The 16,425-nt window shown below is 40.7% G+C and carries 18 protein-coding genes and 1 pseudogene; 14 read left to right on the top strand and 5 right to left on the bottom strand.

Annotation, left to right across the window (positions count from 1 at the left end):
* Positions 1–339: 339 nt before the first annotated feature.
* A complete protein-coding gene (locus ACINLD_RS04595; RefSeq protein WP_026587048.1) occupies positions 340–687 on the bottom strand; it encodes an Ig-like domain-containing protein in 348 nt (115 codons plus the stop codon).
* Positions 688–1,036: 349 nt separating this feature from the next.
* Positions 1,037–1,411, bottom strand: a complete 375-nt coding sequence (locus tag ACINLD_RS04600; RefSeq protein ID WP_077736813.1) for a hypothetical protein — start codon at positions 1,409–1,411, stop codon at positions 1,037–1,039.
* A gap of 322 nt (positions 1,412–1,733) precedes the next feature.
* Here ACINLD_RS04600 and ACINLD_RS04605 point away from each other — a divergent pair, with 322 nt between their 5' ends.
* Positions 1,734–1,952, top strand: a complete 219-nt coding sequence (locus ACINLD_RS04605) for a helix-turn-helix transcriptional regulator (RefSeq protein WP_026587059.1) — start codon at positions 1,734–1,736, stop codon at positions 1,950–1,952.
* Complete coding sequence (locus ACINLD_RS04610) at positions 1,939–2,376, top strand: hypothetical protein (RefSeq protein WP_026587060.1); 438 nt, start codon at positions 1,939–1,941, stop codon at positions 2,374–2,376. Before ACINLD_RS04605 ends, ACINLD_RS04610 begins: the two co-directional genes overlap by 14 nt.
* 189 nt (positions 2,377–2,565) lie before the next feature.
* On the opposite strand, the gene ACINLD_RS04615 is transcribed toward ACINLD_RS04610, so the two are convergent.
* The 3 genes from ACINLD_RS04615 to ACINLD_RS04625 are packed head-to-tail and all read right to left on the bottom strand — an operon-like array spanning position 2,566 to position 4,168.
* Positions 2,566–3,180, bottom strand: a complete 615-nt coding sequence (locus ACINLD_RS04615; RefSeq protein ID WP_077736812.1) for a DedA family protein — start codon at positions 3,178–3,180, stop codon at positions 2,566–2,568.
* 18 nt (positions 3,181–3,198) lie between these two features.
* Positions 3,199–3,840: a hypothetical protein gene (locus tag ACINLD_RS04620; protein ID WP_026587061.1), complete on the bottom strand. Its 642-nt coding sequence runs from the start codon at positions 3,838–3,840 to the stop codon at positions 3,199–3,201.
* Between the two features lie 13 nt (positions 3,841–3,853).
* Positions 3,854–4,168 carry a PadR family transcriptional regulator gene (locus tag ACINLD_RS04625; RefSeq protein WP_026587062.1) on the bottom strand — a complete coding sequence of 105 codons (315 nt, stop codon included), beginning with the start codon at positions 4,166–4,168 and terminating at the stop codon, positions 3,854–3,856.
* Positions 4,169–4,297: 129 nt separating this feature from the next.
* Here ACINLD_RS04625 and ACINLD_RS04630 point away from each other — a divergent pair.
* The 12 genes and pseudogenes from ACINLD_RS04630 to tmrB form a co-directional block, all read left to right on the top strand.
* A pseudogene (locus tag ACINLD_RS04630) lies at positions 4,298–4,950 on the top strand (amidohydrolase family protein); the annotation flags it as partial.
* Positions 4,951–5,400: 450 nt separating this feature from the next.
* Positions 5,401–6,234 carry a diaminopimelate epimerase gene (locus ACINLD_RS04635; RefSeq protein ID WP_026587065.1) on the top strand — a complete coding sequence of 278 codons (834 nt, stop codon included), beginning with the start codon at positions 5,401–5,403 and terminating at the stop codon, positions 6,232–6,234.
* 27 nt (positions 6,235–6,261) lie between these two features.
* The gene (locus ACINLD_RS04640) at positions 6,262–7,056 is read left to right on the top strand and encodes a nicotianamine synthase family protein (protein ID WP_409445314.1); all 795 of its coding nucleotides are present in this window, start codon (positions 6,262–6,264) and stop codon (positions 7,054–7,056) included.
* A gap of 14 nt (positions 7,057–7,070) precedes the next feature.
* Entirely contained in the window at positions 7,071–8,405 is a 1,335-nt protein-coding gene (locus ACINLD_RS04645; RefSeq protein WP_409445315.1) for an opine metallophore biosynthesis dehydrogenase, read from the top strand.
* Positions 8,406–8,533: 128 nt separating this feature from the next.
* Positions 8,534–10,132, top strand: coding sequence for a staphylopine-dependent metal ABC transporter substrate-binding lipoprotein (gene cntA / locus ACINLD_RS04650; RefSeq protein WP_026587068.1), 1,599 nt, complete (start codon positions 8,534–8,536; stop codon positions 10,130–10,132).
* Positions 10,133–10,179: 47 nt separating this feature from the next.
* On the top strand, positions 10,180–11,112 hold the full coding sequence (opp1B, locus tag ACINLD_RS04655; protein ID WP_409445316.1) for a nickel/cobalt ABC transporter permease: 933 nt from the start codon (positions 10,180–10,182) through the stop codon (positions 11,110–11,112).
* Positions 11,113–12,009: a staphylopine uptake ABC transporter permease subunit CntC gene (gene cntC, locus ACINLD_RS04660; protein ID WP_409445317.1), complete on the top strand. Its 897-nt coding sequence runs from the start codon at positions 11,113–11,115 to the stop codon at positions 12,007–12,009.
* Between the two features lie 4 nt (positions 12,010–12,013).
* Positions 12,014–12,820: a staphylopine uptake ABC transporter ATP-binding protein CntD gene (gene cntD, locus ACINLD_RS04665; protein WP_026587071.1), complete on the top strand. Its 807-nt coding sequence runs from the start codon at positions 12,014–12,016 to the stop codon at positions 12,818–12,820.
* Positions 12,821–12,822: 2 nt separating this feature from the next.
* Positions 12,823–13,569, top strand: a complete 747-nt coding sequence (locus ACINLD_RS04670; protein WP_026587072.1) for an ABC transporter ATP-binding protein — start codon at positions 12,823–12,825, stop codon at positions 13,567–13,569.
* A 39-nt stretch (positions 13,570–13,608) separates the two neighbouring features.
* A complete protein-coding gene (gene cntE / locus ACINLD_RS04675; protein ID WP_026587073.1) occupies positions 13,609–14,787 on the top strand; it encodes a staphylopine family metallophore export MFS transporter CntE in 1,179 nt (392 codons plus the stop codon).
* A 399-nt stretch (positions 14,788–15,186) separates the two neighbouring features.
* A complete protein-coding gene (locus tag ACINLD_RS04680) occupies positions 15,187–15,579 on the top strand; it encodes a hypothetical protein (RefSeq protein ID WP_026587074.1) in 393 nt (130 codons plus the stop codon).
* A 230-nt stretch (positions 15,580–15,809) separates the two neighbouring features.
* Positions 15,810–16,403, top strand: coding sequence for a tunicamycin resistance ATP-binding TmrB (gene tmrB, locus ACINLD_RS04685; protein ID WP_409445318.1), 594 nt, complete (start codon positions 15,810–15,812; stop codon positions 16,401–16,403).
* Positions 16,404–16,425: the final 22 nt, after the last annotated feature.

Consider the following 16,425-nt stretch of genomic DNA (forward strand, 5'->3'; position numbering starts at 1 on the left):
TCATTACAAAACCTATACTTATAAATGGACGAAACACCGGATTAAATAGTGGAGAGTGCCGAGTTATTTTAAATCTTCCACCCCTATTAAAAATTTTTGTGTGCCTTCAGTAGGAAGGAAGTTAGGGATCGGAACCTATACCGTTCAGGTGTTCTGTTATAAGGTTTCTAAAAAGAAAACGTAGATCAGAAGCCTTAATTCTGTAAAGATTCGGATTACGGAAGGGATTTTAAAAAGGGGGGAGCTTCTTCGCTTCTGGATGAGAGGGAATAATATGAAGTCAATAAAATCAATTACTGTTTATTCAAATAAAAAGGGAGCTTTTGCTCCCTCAAAAATTTAATAAACTTTAACCGTAACGGCTCCAAGTACATTGAGTCCCTTATACATTGTGATTTTTGCTGTTCCACGTGATATTCCAGTGACATTTCCAGCTTGATCAACATCTGCAACATTTATATTGTCTGTCCAATAACGGGTAGCTCCTGGTACAGCGATATTAACAGTTTCTCCTACTCTTAATGGTATAGTTTTAGCTTGGACATTGATAATTTGTGATGGATTAATAGGACTTTTTTGTACTTCAGCTGGTGAAGAGTTGATTTCTTCGGCTGAGGCAACACTAGTTAATGACAATGCTAAAGCAGAAATCGACAATGCAGAAACAACACTTTTTTTCAATTTCATTTTAAAGCACTCCTTTAAGATTTTTGGTAGTACATTATAACAATTCAATATAAGTAATTATTTTCCTTGTAAATAAATGTTAACTGTTTGTGAACAAAAAGGAGGTTCTGAGAAGAGCTACAGAAAAAAAACAATAAGTCCAAGACGGAGAGCCTGCGGACACTGATCTTTTGCACACGGATGTTGTGCAGTTGATCGGCGGCCGTGGCCGGAAGGGGAGACGCATCTTACCCTTAGCAAATGTGAACTCGGATGTATCGAATGATAATGGTCGTCAGCTTCCAAGAAGGAACGGCTGTAGCGATTTAATATCTGTTAAATTTTATAAGGAGGAGCCCCAATTATAAAGCTAATGCAACTCAATATTTGAAAAAGATAACTGATTCATCACACTTTGTTTTAAGTAGCGATACTGTTTCTCGTTGGTATCTGAATAGGCTTCGTTTCTATTTGAGGGGATATCCATATACAGGATGTCTTCTTTAAATTGAGAAGCCGTAAAATCATATCTTTCTCTATGGATGACATTATAAAAATGCCATCCATCAGGTTGTTTTGTTTTCATTATTTCTCCGTCTAATATATCGTTTACGACTAAGGTGGTTACGCCACATTGTCCCTTTGCAGGGTTATCCTTGCTCCATTTTGAACTTGAGTCTAAAGACCAGGATTCAGACAATGCTTTAAGTATTTGTTCGATTTGTACAAGATTATTATTATCCATCATAAATCCTCCTTTTCATAGATTCATTATATCAATTTAAATGTAGGAAAGCCTGCATTGTTAGTGAAACAAGGAGTACACATTGAATGTTGCTAAGCATAAACTATGATAAGTATCGGTCATTTCAAATACAAATCAGATCTACTCCGGTCAAACCGAAGCGCGAATTTTCTGCTATCGTGTCGAACTTCATGAATTCAAGGAAGTATAAAATGACATAGAGATATGATAATGCTAAGAAGGAGTATTTTTTTGTTTTGTAATATATATATTGAATAATGTAATTTATATGTTACAATTCATTTGAGGAGGAATTATATAGGTGAAGAATAAAGTGAAGATCGCTCGTGTTCAAGTCGACTTAACACAGCAGCAATTAGCAGAAAAAGTGGGTGTTACTCGGCAAACGATTAGCTTGATTGAGAAAGGTAAGTATAATCCCACGCTAAAATTGTGCCTGGAGATATGCTACGCAGTGAATAAGTCTTTGGATGAAGTATTTTGGATTAGCAGGGAGGACCAGTTACATGAAGATGATTAAAGATGAACGCTTGCAAATACAAAATTTGAAAAATATACGGATTGCCTTTATGGTTCAAACAGTAGGAATATTGGCCATTTTACTTTATGAGGTGATAACAAAGGGGATTATGGAAGCTAAAGACAATCCATTATGGTTATTATTTATTCTTACTTCAGTTGTTTTAGGTTGGCTGAATCTCAAAATTTCTGTTGATGTGTATGATGATGCAAAAGAACAGAAGAAGCCAGGACCCTATTATCGAGTCGTCATCCTTTCTGCATTGATTGGCATAATCCTGGCGCTTTTGGCAAAGTTCGGTCCAGATCATAGTGATAACAGTGAAGCCTTACTTGTAGGAAGTGTGGTCTTTGTTTGTTTTCTCATCCCTTTCTCTTTTGTTCACTATATGATGAAAAAACGATCAGAGGAAAATGACATATAATATGAACTTTTTCCGATTCCTCTAGGTGTGTACATACGAAAACGAGACAGCTTCAGCCCACCGGAATACAGGGCTAAGCTGTCTAATGTTTTCATCCAGTGTTTCATTTCCGCGTCAGTTCATCAAGAACATTTGAATGGAGATGGCCGTGGGATTGGCATAAGTTCAGACTTCCTGAGTTAAACGGTGTTATTTTTTTGCAAAAACTCTTTTTTTAAGGTACAAGCCGGCAAATATGGCGAAAATCAACAATAGAAATCCATAAACAATACTTGAGTAAAGATCCATATATCCTACAATCGTTTCCCATGAAGATCCTACGGCCGCACCGATATTTACAAGCAGTACATTCCAAATCAAGGTCCCCAATGTCGTCAGTAAAACAAATGAAGCAAACTTCATGTGAGCCATTCCGGCGGGGATTGAAATTAAGCTTCTGACTAGAGGAATAAGCCGGCAAAAAAATACTGTCCAGAGACCATATTGATCGAACCACTGATTCGCTTTATGAATGTCTTTCCGGGTGATTCTGATGATGTGTCCCCATCTGTCTGCAAGTTTTTCAATCTTATGGATGTCTATCAGCATGCCGACACCATAAAGAACGACGGCCCCGAGCACAGAGCCGATGGTGGAAAACGCGACAACTCCTGAAATGCTCATACTCGTCTTGGTGGTCATAAATCCCCCAAAAGTAAGAATGATCTCAGATGGAATAGGGGGAAATATATTTTCCACGGCAATGAGAAAAAGAATACCCCAATAACCGAACTTTTCCATCGTATCAATGATCCAATTCTCCATTTTTACACGTCCTTTTCGTTAAGATAACAACTCTTTAAACTTCTTATAAATGGCTGCGTCCACAAGCTTATACACAAAAAACATTCCAAAGAGACCGAATCCATAAGCAAAAAGAGTCGCTTCAATCACGAGAAACATCAATGGGAGAACGCCTAACCATATTCCGAACAGCCAGAGAAGGAAAAAGGCAGTCATTAATATGAGCGACCAGCCAAATAAATAGTGGTGTGCATGCAGATTGAAGAATGACGTGCTTTTGGATAAAGATAAAAATTCCTTCACTTTAAATTGGTTGATAGCTTCTGCTGCCGCTTCATCTTTTGTTTTGCCTTGGCTGATGAGGTCCTCAACATAGTCTTCCAAATAGGTTTGCAATTCCAGTTTTTCCTCTTCATTCATAGCTAACTGATTGACATAGGCGCGTATGTCGTTTTGTTTGTTATACATGGCGTTCATCCGGATGTGGCTGATATAATTTACCGCGCCCCAAACAACCGCAATAGCAAATGAAATATAATAACAAATCACGATCCAAAAGGGATCATGAGAATGAATCCGATCGAAATAGAACGAAAACGCAAACAGAATCGAAGATGCTATTAAAACCCAAAAGAATTGAATATCGTTTAAACTGAACATTTTTTTGAAAATATGTCTCACATGAATTCCTCCTTCAAATAAATCGCTTGACCATTTCATTCATCTTTTTCCAATCCGACACCATATTTTCGTGCAGCCGGATACCATCTTCTGTAATGGCGTAATATTTACGGCGTCCTCCATGACTTTCATTTCCCCAATATGAATTGACGGCTCCTTGTTTTTCCAGTCTTTTTAAGGATAAATACAAAGTGGCTTCCTGTATTTCAAACGTTCCTTCCGTCTTTTCTTTAATCGTCTTTGAAATTTCATAGCCGTAATTCTCTTTTTCCTTCAAAACTGAAAGAATGAGAAGATCAATATTTCCTTTCAGCATTTCTTTATTCAAATTGAAAACCTCCATCAGATTACTTAAAATCATTAAGTACATTGTTATAATAAGTTATATTACTTAAAAAGGCAAGGTAATTTATGAGCAACAAACATCAACAATAAAAAAAGGATGAATCCCAAGACGATCCTGCCGTCTTCAACAACTGCGGCGCTTCCATATACAGTAAATACAATGGACGAGCATCTGGATATGATGATGGTTTGCCACCAGCTTGATGCCAATGTGCCTGAGGATGTGACTTTCAGCCATTCGCGAATTCGAGCGGCGATTGCCACGGAGGATATTTTGCACGATATCGGCGCGATCAGTATGACTTCCTCTGACTCGCAGGCGATGGGCAGAGTCGGTGAGGTCATCATCAGGACATGGCAAACCGCCGATAAAATGAAAAAGCAGCGCGGCCCGCTGGCAGGAGAAGCTGATCTCGTCCTTTGGGCCCCGGCTTTTTTTGGCGTCAAGTTTAAAAGGCGGTATGATCGCCCGTGCTCAAATGGGTGATCCGAACGCTTCAATTCCGACATCTGAATCAGTGTTCATGCGAAAAATGTACGCGGGTTACGGCAAAGCCAATCAGTCAACATCTCTCACGCGGAGTATAGAGCGCGGTGTGCCTCAATCATTAGGGCTGACAAAAATGGTTGCATCCGTGCGCCATATGCGGATTGAGCAAACTGGACATGAAATTAAATCACGCACTGCCGAAAGTCGACGTCGACCATAAGACATATCAGGTGTTTGCTGATGGTGAGGAGCTTTCATGCCAGCCTGTCAGCCATGGAGCGTTATTTTTTGTTTTAAACGCACACGCTGCCCTCGGGCAGCCGTTTTTATTTTTACGGTTGCAGTCTGTTTCAGACCGATCATCAGGACGGCCGCTGCAGAAAGGTCGATTGCCACGGAGAAAATGATTTATTTTTTAGTTTGGCAAACTTGGAAAAAATAGCTTGACATAAAAAAGAATGAAGCTGTATGATCAAAAAAGATTATCGAAACAATTACGATTTGAGGTATCGCCACAACGAAAAGAAGGGGAATGACGGCAGCTGGATAATAAGCTCTAAGCGATCTGAAACTCACTTCAAGAAAGTCCGTTAAGCAACAAGCAGAGAAACCGCAGGTTCATTTTCCAGTATCCACGGATTTTTGGATGGTACCATTACGCAAAGTAAATCGTAATAATTTCGATTTTCAATAGATGAAAAATATAAGTGAAAAGGATCGTTGTGATGAAACAGGGAATCGATTTTATCAAATGTAATCCAACACAAAATATGACAATTCTCGTGAAAACGAATTATCCAGCTGATGAGTATAAGCACATCGCAGCAAAAATGATGTCCTATGACAGCGTTTATGCTGAACAAGTGGGCTTTATTGAAAAACCGTTGAATGAACGGGCTGCCGCACATCTGCAGATGGCCGGCGGCGAGTTTTGCGGTAATGCTTGCATGGCACTGGCTGCCTTCATCGCATCGGAGAAAGACCTCAAGCAACATGATTGGACGGAAGTGCTGCTGGAAGTTTCAGGTGCAGATCAATTAATCATGTGTCAAGTGAAAAAAAATGTAGATGAATATAACTGTCGAGTTGCTATGCCCATTCCTGAAAAAATTGAACAGAAAACAGTCAAATATGATGGCAGCGATTTGAATTTAATCATCGTGAGATATCACGGGTTTCTACATATTGTGATAGAAGTGAAGGAATGTAGTGAGACGGTAAGAGAGAAAGCACAATCATTAGCAAAGCTGCTCGGGGTCACTTTAGACGCTAACTTGATTGGCGTTTTATTGTATCAACCGAAATCTGATGAGTTGGCTCCGCTCATTTACGTCCCGCATCTAGACAGCATGGTATGGGAAAGGGGGTGCGGTTCAGGTACAGCTTCGATAGGAGCCTATCTGGCATGGAAGAATAAGAGGGGGATTCGTGCAAACATCAAACAACCCGGCGGCACGATTCGAGTATTTGCGGATGTTGAAAAAGAAGAGCTAACAAATCTTATTATTGAAGGATCGGTCAGTATTGTGGCAGAAGGAAAAGCATTTATCAATATTTAGTGACGACTTAATATGGGAGTGGGATGGATGCAGGCGCTAAAAACGTTTCAAGAATGTTTGCTTGAGTTTTCCGAAAAGTTTGATGATTTAGTTGAAAAATATGATCAGACCACCAGCCATTGTTCAGAATTAGAAGTTTTAATTGATGATTATTGTGCATTTATCACAAACGAGAGAAATAAAGCAGCTTGGGAACAACTGGACTTCCAAATATCCAAAGATCTTCAGCAGCTGGTGAAGAATTTAAGAAAGAAATCGGCACAATGTGTAGCCATTATGGAGAAATATCGCGCATTGAAGCTGTTGAAGGGAGACACAGAAATAGCCGATTACTTCCAAAACATCGAATCATGCATTGAAAAAGAATTCGGCAGTTTTCAAATCACTGCTGAATCAAAGGTGCTGTTAGTAGGTTCAGGTTCCTTCCCGATGACACTATTATTGATTTCGAAGCGAACAGGGGCAGAGGTTGTGGGGATTGATATTGACGAGGAAGCGATTGAACTTGGACGAAACGTCGTCAAGACATTAGGTGATGAATTAAATATTCATTTAGATCATGTTCCGGTCCAAGAGCTTAGTCTGATCAAAGATGTCACACATATTATTTTCAGTTCAACGGTTGAAAGCAAGTATGACATCTTAGAGCAGCTGTATGACATAACGAATGAACATGTCGTGGTTGCGATGAGATATGGAAACGGGCTAAAGTCGTTGTTCAATTATCCAATCAAAGAAGTGGACAGACAAAAATGGAAAATGATGGACCAAGTGTTGCGGGCAGGTCATATATTTGACATTGCCTTATATCAAAAAGCGTAGAAAGGGAGGCTTTTATGAATCATTTTCAGCGGGTGTTAATATTGGGGACTGGCCCTATTTCTGTCCAGCTTGCTGTCAATTTTAAAAACGATTTGAATTGTGATGTGGGGCTTGCGGGAAGGGAGTCTGCCCGTTCAGAACGGTTCTTTGAAGCGTTGCGGCAAAGCCATCATCAAATTCACGCAAGCATCCAAAATGATCAGCATCAACCTTTAAAAGGAGAATGCGTCGTTCAACGGGTATTTAAAGGCTATGAAACGATTGAAGGAGAATGGGACACGATTATTTTTTCTGTGACAACAGATGCCTATATGAGCGTATTAAAACAAATCGATGAACATGTGCTCAAACAAGTCAAATGTATTGTTTTGGTTTCCCCGACCTTTGGATCTAACAGTTTACTAACTCATTATTTAGATTCCATCCGCTCAAAAGCCGAAGTGATCAGTTTCTCGACATACTATGGTGACACAAGGTGGATGCGCGATGAACCATCTCATGAAGTGCTGACAACCGGTGTTAAGAAAAAAGTCTTTATAGGCTCGTCACGCTATCCGTCTGAACATATCGATACAATGTGTAAGCTTTTTGAAAAATTAGGCATTGTGCTCGAGGTGATGAAATCTCCCATTGAGGCGGAAACGAGAAATATTTCTTTATATGTTCATCCTCCGCTGTTTATGAACGATTTTTCATTACAGGCGATATTTGGAGACACCGATCGTCAGACATATGTGTATAAACTGTTTCCTGAAGGGCCGATAACACAACAGTTAATTCGTGATATGCTGGCCCAATGGAAAGAAATCATGGCGATTTTACAGAAAATCAACATCAAAACGATAAACCTACTCAAGTTTATGGTAGATGATAATTATCCGTTAAGGTTAGAAAGCTTATCGCGCCATGATATTGAACACTTCAATGATTTAGAGCCGATTCATCAAGAATATTTATTGTATGTACGTTATGCCTCCCTGTTGATTGATCCTTTTTCAGAGCCGGATCAGGATGGCAGGTACTTTGATTTTTCTGCGGTGCCGATTCGAAAGACATTTATCAACTGGGAAGGATATTTAGATATTCCAAGAATGCCGAAGGAAGACTATTATCGCATTAAAATTATACAAGGAATTGCAAAAGATTTAGATGTTGATTGTCCAACCATCAATCAATTGATTCAAACCTATGAGCGCAAAATTGAAGAGGTGGCTCAAGCCCGTCAAGGCGATTTGTTATCTGGCGCATTTGTCGTTCAACATTTTGCTGAAGATTTGAAGATGATCTGCGGCGAACTGAGAAAAAATCAGAAGCAAAGGCAAAGACATGATCATTCTTTGTCAGAATAGAGGCGGGATATCGGAATTGTTCATTTAACTAATGAAAATAGTTATTTTTACGATTTTCAAAAAATAGGCGTCATTCATATATGACGCATAAAAAGAGGTATTTCATTTTAGAACAGGGAGAGACCGACATGGTAACTAAAAAAGTGAAGCTGGCAGCGCTGGCTTTATTGATCTTATCGATATTAGCTGCTTGTTCTCAAAGTTCGGAGAGCACAGCCACCAGTCAAAAAGAGTTGGTATATGCCGTCCCCCAGGATATTAATGACATGAACCCCCATCTGTATCAAGGTTCAATGTCAGCGCAAGGGATGGTTTATGAATCGTTAGTTGAGAATACCGCAGATGGAATTAAGCCTTTGCTTGCCGAATCATGGGACATTTCCGAAGATAAAAGGGTATACACATTTCATTTAAGAAAAGATGTGTCATTCCATGACGGGGAACCATTTAACGCAGAAGCGGTGAAGAAAAACATTGAGGCTGTCCAGCACAATCAAGAAAAGCATTCTTGGATTAAACTCGCAACCAAAATTGTCCGTGTCAATGTCATCGATGACTATACGGTTGAACTGGTGCTTTCAGAAGCATATGATCCGACATTAGTGGAATTGTCTATGACGAGACCTTATGTCTTCATTTCACCGAAAGATTTTAAAAACGGAGAAACAAAAGATGGTGTCACAGGCTATCACGGTACAGGCCCTTATAAGCTGACTGAACATAAAGTCGATAAATATGCAACATTTGCAGCAAATGAAAACTATTGGGGCGGCGTGCCTAAGATTAAGAAAATCACAGCGAAAGTTCTTCCAGCGGGAGAAACGACATTTTTAGCGTTACAAAAAGGGGAAGTCAATTTTGTCTTCACAGATGATCGGGGGGCAGACAGTATCAATATTGAAGCGATCAACCAGCTGGTTGATTCAGGTGATTATCAGCTTGTCAGAAGTAAACAAATGAACACAAAAATGTTGGCAGCCAATAGCAGTAAAAAGGATCGTCCGGTAGGTGACAAGAGTGTGCGTGAAGCCATTTGGTTCGCAATTGATCGAGAAACGATCAGCAAGGACATTTTAAATGATACAGAAACGCCGGCCGATAGGCTTTTTTCATCTAACGTTCATGATGCAGATGTTGACTTGAAGAAACGGGATTACGACATTGACAAAGCAAAGGAGCTCTTAGAGGAAGCGGGCTGGACATTGAACAAGGGCTCAGCCGTCAGGGAGAAAAACGGAAAAAAATTAGCGCTGAAGCTTTATTATGACAATCATTCTCCTTCGCAAAAGAAACAGGCCGAGTTTATTCAAAGTTCGCTCCAGGAAATCGGCATGGAGCTAGAGATTATTGGTGAGAAATCAACATCGATGATGAATCGAAGATCAACCGGTGACTACGACTTGCTGTTCAGCCAAACATGGGGACTGGCATACGATCCGCAAAATACAGTCGCTGCTTTTACGTCTGAATCCTCATGGCTGCATAATACAAAGGGGATTGCAAAAGCCGATCAGCTTTACGAAAAAATTGATCAAGTCTTAGGATCAGTTGATGAGAAAACAAGACAATCGTTATATGCGGATATATTGACCATCGTTCACGATGAAGCCGTTTTTATTCCGATTACCAATGGGAATGTGACAGTCGTTGCTCCGAAAAACCTTAAAGGCATTTCATTTAAGCAAACACAATTTGAACTTCCGTTTGAGAAAATGGATTTTAAATAAAAGAGGGGAGATCCCCCCCTTTTTATTGTGATGAAAGGAGATATTTTATGGGGGCTTATATCTTTAAGAGATTCCTCATCTCAATTCCTTTACTTTTAGCGATTTCGTTTTTGACGTTTGTATTGATCAGCTTTTCTCCCGTAGAGCCGGCTGAATTGGTCTTGCGGGGACAAGATGTTCCCGTAATTACGGAAGAATTAATTGAACAAACAAATGAAGAATTGGGGCTGGATCAACCGTTTATGCTCCGCTATGCTGACTGGCTTGTGGCCTCTTTGCAGTTGGACTTTGGGGAGTCCTATGTCAAGGGAGAACCTGTGTGGTCTTTACTGGGCCCGGCTTTTGTAAATACATTAAAGCTGACGTCAATCTCATCCGTTGTGATCATTCTCTTTTCGATATTGCTGGGGGTTCTTTGTGCGCTGAGGGAAGGAAAAGCCGTTGATCAATCGGTAAGAGGCGTTTTATTTTTCTTTACCGCAGTTCCTGCTTACTGGCTTGGAGCGGTGATGATTTGGTATTTTTCTGTGAAGCTTGATTTGCTGCCAACAAGCGGAATGGATTCCTATAAAAGCTATATTTTACCCGTTTCCGTCCTATCCCTTGGTTATATCGGTATTTATTTTAGAACGGTCAGAAGCTCCATTTTGAGTCATTTGAATGAAGACTATGTCTTGTATGGAAGGGCATCAGGCTTACCGGAAAGGAAAATCACGATGCATATTTTAAGAAACTCCCTGCAAGTGGCCATTTCGATGTTTTGTATGGCATTCCCTATCATTTTAGGAGGGACAGTCGTCATTGAAAATGTTTTTGCATGGCCGGGACTAGGCAGTCTGAGTGTTGAGGCGATCTTCAACAGGGATTATCCGATTATTCAGGCATATGTTCTGATCGTCGCCGCGGCTTTTGTGTTGTTTAATACGATTTCGGATATTTTGAGTGCTGTACTGAACCCTAAAGTGAGGAATGATATGTAGATGAGAATCTTAAAAAATTTGCGCAAAGATAAGGTGGGAATGGCCTCATTCATCATCATTTCGGTGACGCTTGTGATGGGGATATTCGCTCCTTTCGTTGCGCCTCATGACCCTTTGGAAGTCAACATGAAGCTTAGCTACGCCGCTCCGTCCTGGGAGTATGTATTAGGTAACGATCACTTAGGGAGATGTGTGTTGTCACGGCTGATTTACGGTATTCGTCCCAGTGTGTTATGGGTTCTTGCGGCATTGATGGTTTCGATTTTCATTGGCGCCGTTTTAGGTTTTATGGCCGGCTACTTTAGAGGAGCTGTTGATGCCGTCATCATGAGGATTTGTGATGTGATGCTGTCTTTTCCGGTATATGTGGTGGCATTGGCCATAGTCGGGGTTTTAGGCGTTGGCATGGTCAATATCCTGATTGCGTTCATTTTAATGAAATGGGCATGGTTTGCGCGCATCATCCGGACATCTGTCAGGCAATACGCGGAATTGGAATATGTCAAATTCTCCAAAGCCTGTGGTATGCGTCATACAAACATTATTTATCGACATATCATACCTGTTACATTTTCTGACATCGCTGTTGTTTCAAGCAGTTCGATCGCCTCTATGATTTTGCAAATGTCAGGCCTTTCATTCCTCGGCTTAGGAATCAAAGCGCCAAATGCCGAATGGGGAATGATGTTAAACGAGGCGAGAGAAGTGATGTTTACACGGCCTGAATTAATGTTTGCCCCGGGAATCGCCATCATCATCATTGTATCTGCCTTTAATTTTTTGTCTGATTCACTTCAGGTGGCGTTAGATCCCCGGTTAACCCGGTCTTACGGCAAACGGCAACATCATGCAGCGCTTTCTGGTGTGAAGCTTCGGGAAAAAGAGGTGGCAAAGTAAGGCCATGAATATATTGGAGGTTAAGCATTTAAAAGTATGGGATGTCCATTCAGGTCATGTCATCGTCCATAATAGTTCATTTGAGTTGAAAAAAGGCAGCTGCCTCGCCATTGTAGGAGAAAGCGGAAGCGGCAAGTCTGTCACTTGCAGGGCGTTGATGAGATTGAACAAGGCCTCTCTTCGTCAATCGGGAGACATTTTATTGAAAGGAGAAAACCTTCATCACATTTCTGAAAAAGAAATGAGAAAAAAACGGGGAAAAAACCTTTGCATGATTTTACAAAATGGGATGAGTGCATTCGACCCTTCATGTGTGATTGGCGTTCATATCAGAGAAACGCTGTCTGAACATTTCGGCTTAAGCCGAAACGAAATTGAACAAAAAATGATTCGAGCAATGGAAAGCGTCATGCTGAAAAATCCAACTGAGCTGATGAACAAATACCCGCATCAGCTGTCCGGCGGAATGCTGCAGCGGGTGATGATTGCCCTGGCGTTCGCCTTGGAGCCTGACATGATCATTGCAGATGAGCCGACGACGGCTTTAGACACCATTTCACAATTTGAGGTGGTGGAACAGTTTATTCAATTACGTGAAAAAATGGGCTGTTCGATGATCTTTGTTTCTCACGATTTAGGGGTTGTCAAAAAAATTGCCGATGACGTGTTGGTGATGAAGAATGGAGACATCATCGAAAGAGGAAGCACGCCGTCCATTTTCTCAGAGGCGCAGCATGAGTATACGAAGTATTTGGTATCCGCTCGATTATCGCTGAGCGAAAATTTTAACAAAATCATGGGGAGAGCTTAACATTGTTGAAAGTTAATCGGTTGGAGAAATCATATCAAACAGGCGGTATCTTTTCGAGGAAAAGACAAAAAATCTTGAAAAATATCAGTTTTGAATGTAAGCGGGGTGAGTGCCTCGGCATTATCGGTGAAAGCGGAAGCGGAAAGTCCACACTAGGGCGCTTATTAACAGGCATTGAAAAGCCTGATAAAGGAACTGTTCGATTTGAAGGGCAGAATGTCGAAAAGCGGCAAGTGCGCCAAGGAAACATCAGCGTCGTGTTTCAAGACTATAAATCTTCCATTAATCCATTCTTTACGGTGGAAGAAGCGATAATGGAACCGATAAAAGCACAGAACAAAGGCAAAAAGCCAGATGACCGCACGGTTCATCAGCTGCTCCATCAAGTAGGGCTGAATCCATCTTATAAAAACAAATACCCTCATGAGCTATCAGGCGGAGAGGTTCAGAGGGTGTGTATTGCAAGAGCCGTCTCCACAGAACCAACATGTATTTTACTAGATGAAGCGATCAGCTCTTTAGATGTATCGGTTCAAATCCAAATCCTTGGATTATTGAAGAAATTAAAGACGATTTACAATATGAGCTACATCTTTATTACTCATGATATTCAAGCAGCTGCTTACATTTGTGACAGAGTCATTATTTTTAAAGATGGTCAAATCGAAGAAATCAAAAACATTAACCAATTGAAGGATGTTCAAACAGAATATGCAAGAAACTTATTGCAAAAGCTCATTACTTTTTAATAGAAGGCAGTGTGACTGAATGTAGAGGAGGAAAAGGTTTTGAGTGGAGCTATGTCTTGGCCTTTATTACGTTTGTACTTGCTGGTGCTTCTATATTTTAGCGCCAATTCGATCTTGAATGTGATCATTCCATTACAAGGGGAAGCATTGGGGGCCGCCAACACAACGATTGGCTTGATCATGGGCGCCTATCTGTTTACAACCATGTTCTTTCGTCCATGGGCAGGTCATATGATTCAAAAGCATGGGCCGATTAAAGTGTTGCGAACCATTCTGATTATAAATGGGATTGCTTTAATATTATATACGTTTACCGGGCTTGGGGGCTATTTTATCGCCCGTATGTTACAAGGGGTGTCAACAGCCTTTTTTTCAATGGCATTGCAAATTGGGATTATTGATTCACTGCCTGAGAAGGAGCGATCTCAAGGCATTTCACTTTATTCTTTGTTTTCATACATACCGGGAATGATCGGCCCCTTATTGGCATTAGGCATTTGGCAAGGGGGAACGGATTATTTTACAGCGGTGATGATAACCATTGCCGTCGTTACAGGGGTGTTCGGCTATAGTGCCAAAATCGACAAAACAGAAGCTCAGCCAGATACCAATCATCCTCGGCCTGGAGGAAGAATGTTTTCATCATTTCGTCAGTTAGTCCAAAATCCGTTCTTATTTAAATGCAGTGTATTAATGCTCACAGCATCGGTTGTATTTGGCGCTACGGCAACCTTTATCCCATTGTATGCTGCACACTTAAAAAGCGGCAATGCCGGGATTTTTCTCATGATTCAGGCGGGCACCGTTGTCTTTGCCCGTTTTGCTTTAAAAAGCAAAATTCCGTCGGACGGCAAATGGCATTCATTTTTTATGATGGGAACGATGCTTATTTTAACTGCAGCTGCACAGTGTGTAAGCTTTTCGATCACCGGCGGCGCTTTCTTTTTCTATTCCGGCGCCATTTTAATGGGCACAGCTCAGGCGCTTCTCTACCCAACATTAACAACCTATTTAACTTTTGTTTTGCCGCAAGCCAACCGAAATGTGCTGCTGGGTTTATTTATTGCGATGGCTGATTTAGGTGTCTCACTTGGAGGCGTCATCATGGGACCGATAGCTGATTTTTCATCCTACTCATTCATGTATATGATTTGTGCGATTTTAGGGATGACAATGATCATCTTTGCCTATGATCGGCGAAAACTATTTGTTGGATAAATGCGGTGGAAGCCTTTTACTTTAAACGAGGTTTAAATGGGTGATGTTTTAGAGGAGGGATGCGACTGGAAATGCCTTCAGTGAAATGCGGGCCACGATGGAAACGCGTGTTCCGACAGAATTTCGTCTGTCCCATCGCAAAGCAAAAGATTGAGATATACCCGTTCTGAATGAAGCACTTTTTGAATCTATATGTTTTTTGATTCCTTGTTTCCAAAAGATAACGTTTTAATTTTTCGATCAACTTTGGAGTAATTCCGGTGAGAATAAATTGCTATTCGTACTTCTATATTCCACAATTTAATTATTTTGTAACATATTTTATAAAAATGCAGGATATTCGTTAGTCGATATGGTATAGATGAATATGGAAATACTAATCAAATGGGAGGGGATTGGATGAGAACATTTTTAAAGGGGTTGTTCATTACAACACTAGTATGCGGAGGTTTCATGTGGGGAGCTGGAACTAGTTATGCAGCAGACCCGCCAGGTTGGCAATTAATAGATACGACTTATATTGGCGACGGAGTAACGGGTTATCTTAACGGAGCCGAAGGTGGTAATGCCAAGATTTGTTTAAAAGACGCTTTTGGAGGTGCCAACGTAACAATCTATGATAATGATGGAAGTTCACGGCCTGTAATCAAATCAACATCATTCTGGGGAAATGGGCATTGTGTTTCATTTGACGTAGATCCATATGTAGACGGGTCTGACAACGATGCCGAATTTGTTGTGACAACGACACGCGATATCATCGGTACCATTAAATTTGAATTATGGGATTAATCTCTGTTCAAAATACCTCCTTTGTTTATCCGCTTAGGAGGTATTTTTTAATGCAAACACAACATCAAAACACGACAATTCATTCTGATAAACAAACTCCAACACTGATTTTTTGTATCAGTAAGACATGAAAAGCAGGGGTATTCTGCGTGTAAAGGCGGTATATGTTAGAGAAAAATGGTTTTCCTTTTCAACAAGCCGAGGGCTTTTTTAGATGGAGGAGGTTAACGATGATTATTCGGATAAACGGAGCTTTCGGTTCCGGGAAAACACAGACGGCGTTTGAGCTGCATAAAAGGCTGAAAAAGTCTTACGTATACGATCCTGAAAAGATGGGATTTGCGATGCGTTCGCTGATACCTTCAGAAATCGCTGAAGATGATTTTCAACATTATAGCTTGTGGAGAGATTTCAATTACAGCATGCTCTCCTACTTAGCCGATACATACAGCGGCATTATCATCGTGCCGATGACGATTGTGAATCCCGGTTATTTTGAAGAAATCATCGGCAGGCTCAGACAAGACGACCGTACGGTTTATCACTTTACATTAGTGGCTTCAAAGGAGAGTTTACACAAACGTCTTCGCTCCAGAGCTGAAGGGAAAAATTCCTGGGCGGCCAAACAAATAGACCGATGCATCAAGGGCTTGTCAGACAAAACCTTTGAAGAGCATATCCATACGGATCATATGTCAATCCAAAATGTCGCGGAAATGATTGCTGCCAAAGCACACTTGGCAATTGAACCTGACACGAGAGGAAGCATGAAAAGATTCATCGACAGACTGCATGTGAAGCTGAAGCATATCCGTGTAAAATAATGTTTTTGAAAATCTCGTTCGG

This window comes from Bacillus sp. z60-11 (genome assembly GCF_046464135.1).
Taxonomy (GTDB): Bacteria; Bacillota; Bacilli; order Bacillales; family Bacillaceae; genus Bacillus; species Bacillus sonorensis_A.

Coding starts and splice junctions, on each gene's coding strand:
- ACINLD_RS04600 (WP_077736813.1), bottom strand. CDS start 1,411: ATGGATAATAATAATCTTGTACAAATCGAACAAATACTTAAAGCATTG.
- ACINLD_RS04595 (WP_026587048.1), bottom strand. CDS start 687: ATGAAATTGAAAAAAAGTGTTGTTTCTGCATTGTCGATTTCTGCTTTA.
- ACINLD_RS04640 (WP_409445314.1), top strand. CDS start 6,262: ATGCAGGCGCTAAAAACGTTTCAAGAATGTTTGCTTGAGTTTTCCGAA.
- ACINLD_RS04610 (WP_026587060.1), top strand. CDS start 1,939: ATGAAGATGATTAAAGATGAACGCTTGCAAATACAAAATTTGAAAAAT.
- opp1B (WP_409445316.1), top strand. CDS start 10,180: ATGGGGGCTTATATCTTTAAGAGATTCCTCATCTCAATTCCTTTACTT.
- ACINLD_RS04615 (WP_077736812.1), bottom strand. CDS start 3,180: ATGGAGAATTGGATCATTGATACGATGGAAAAGTTCGGTTATTGGGGT.
- tmrB (WP_409445318.1), top strand. CDS start 15,810: ATGATTATTCGGATAAACGGAGCTTTCGGTTCCGGGAAAACACAGACG.
- ACINLD_RS04635 (WP_026587065.1), top strand. CDS start 5,401: ATGAAACAGGGAATCGATTTTATCAAATGTAATCCAACACAAAATATG.
- cntD (WP_026587071.1), top strand. CDS start 12,014: ATGAATATATTGGAGGTTAAGCATTTAAAAGTATGGGATGTCCATTCA.
- cntC (WP_409445317.1), top strand. CDS start 11,113: ATGAGAATCTTAAAAAATTTGCGCAAAGATAAGGTGGGAATGGCCTCA.
- cntA (WP_026587068.1), top strand. CDS start 8,534: ATGGTAACTAAAAAAGTGAAGCTGGCAGCGCTGGCTTTATTGATCTTA.
- ACINLD_RS04680 (WP_026587074.1), top strand. CDS start 15,187: ATGAGAACATTTTTAAAGGGGTTGTTCATTACAACACTAGTATGCGGA.
- ACINLD_RS04645 (WP_409445315.1), top strand. CDS start 7,071: ATGAATCATTTTCAGCGGGTGTTAATATTGGGGACTGGCCCTATTTCT.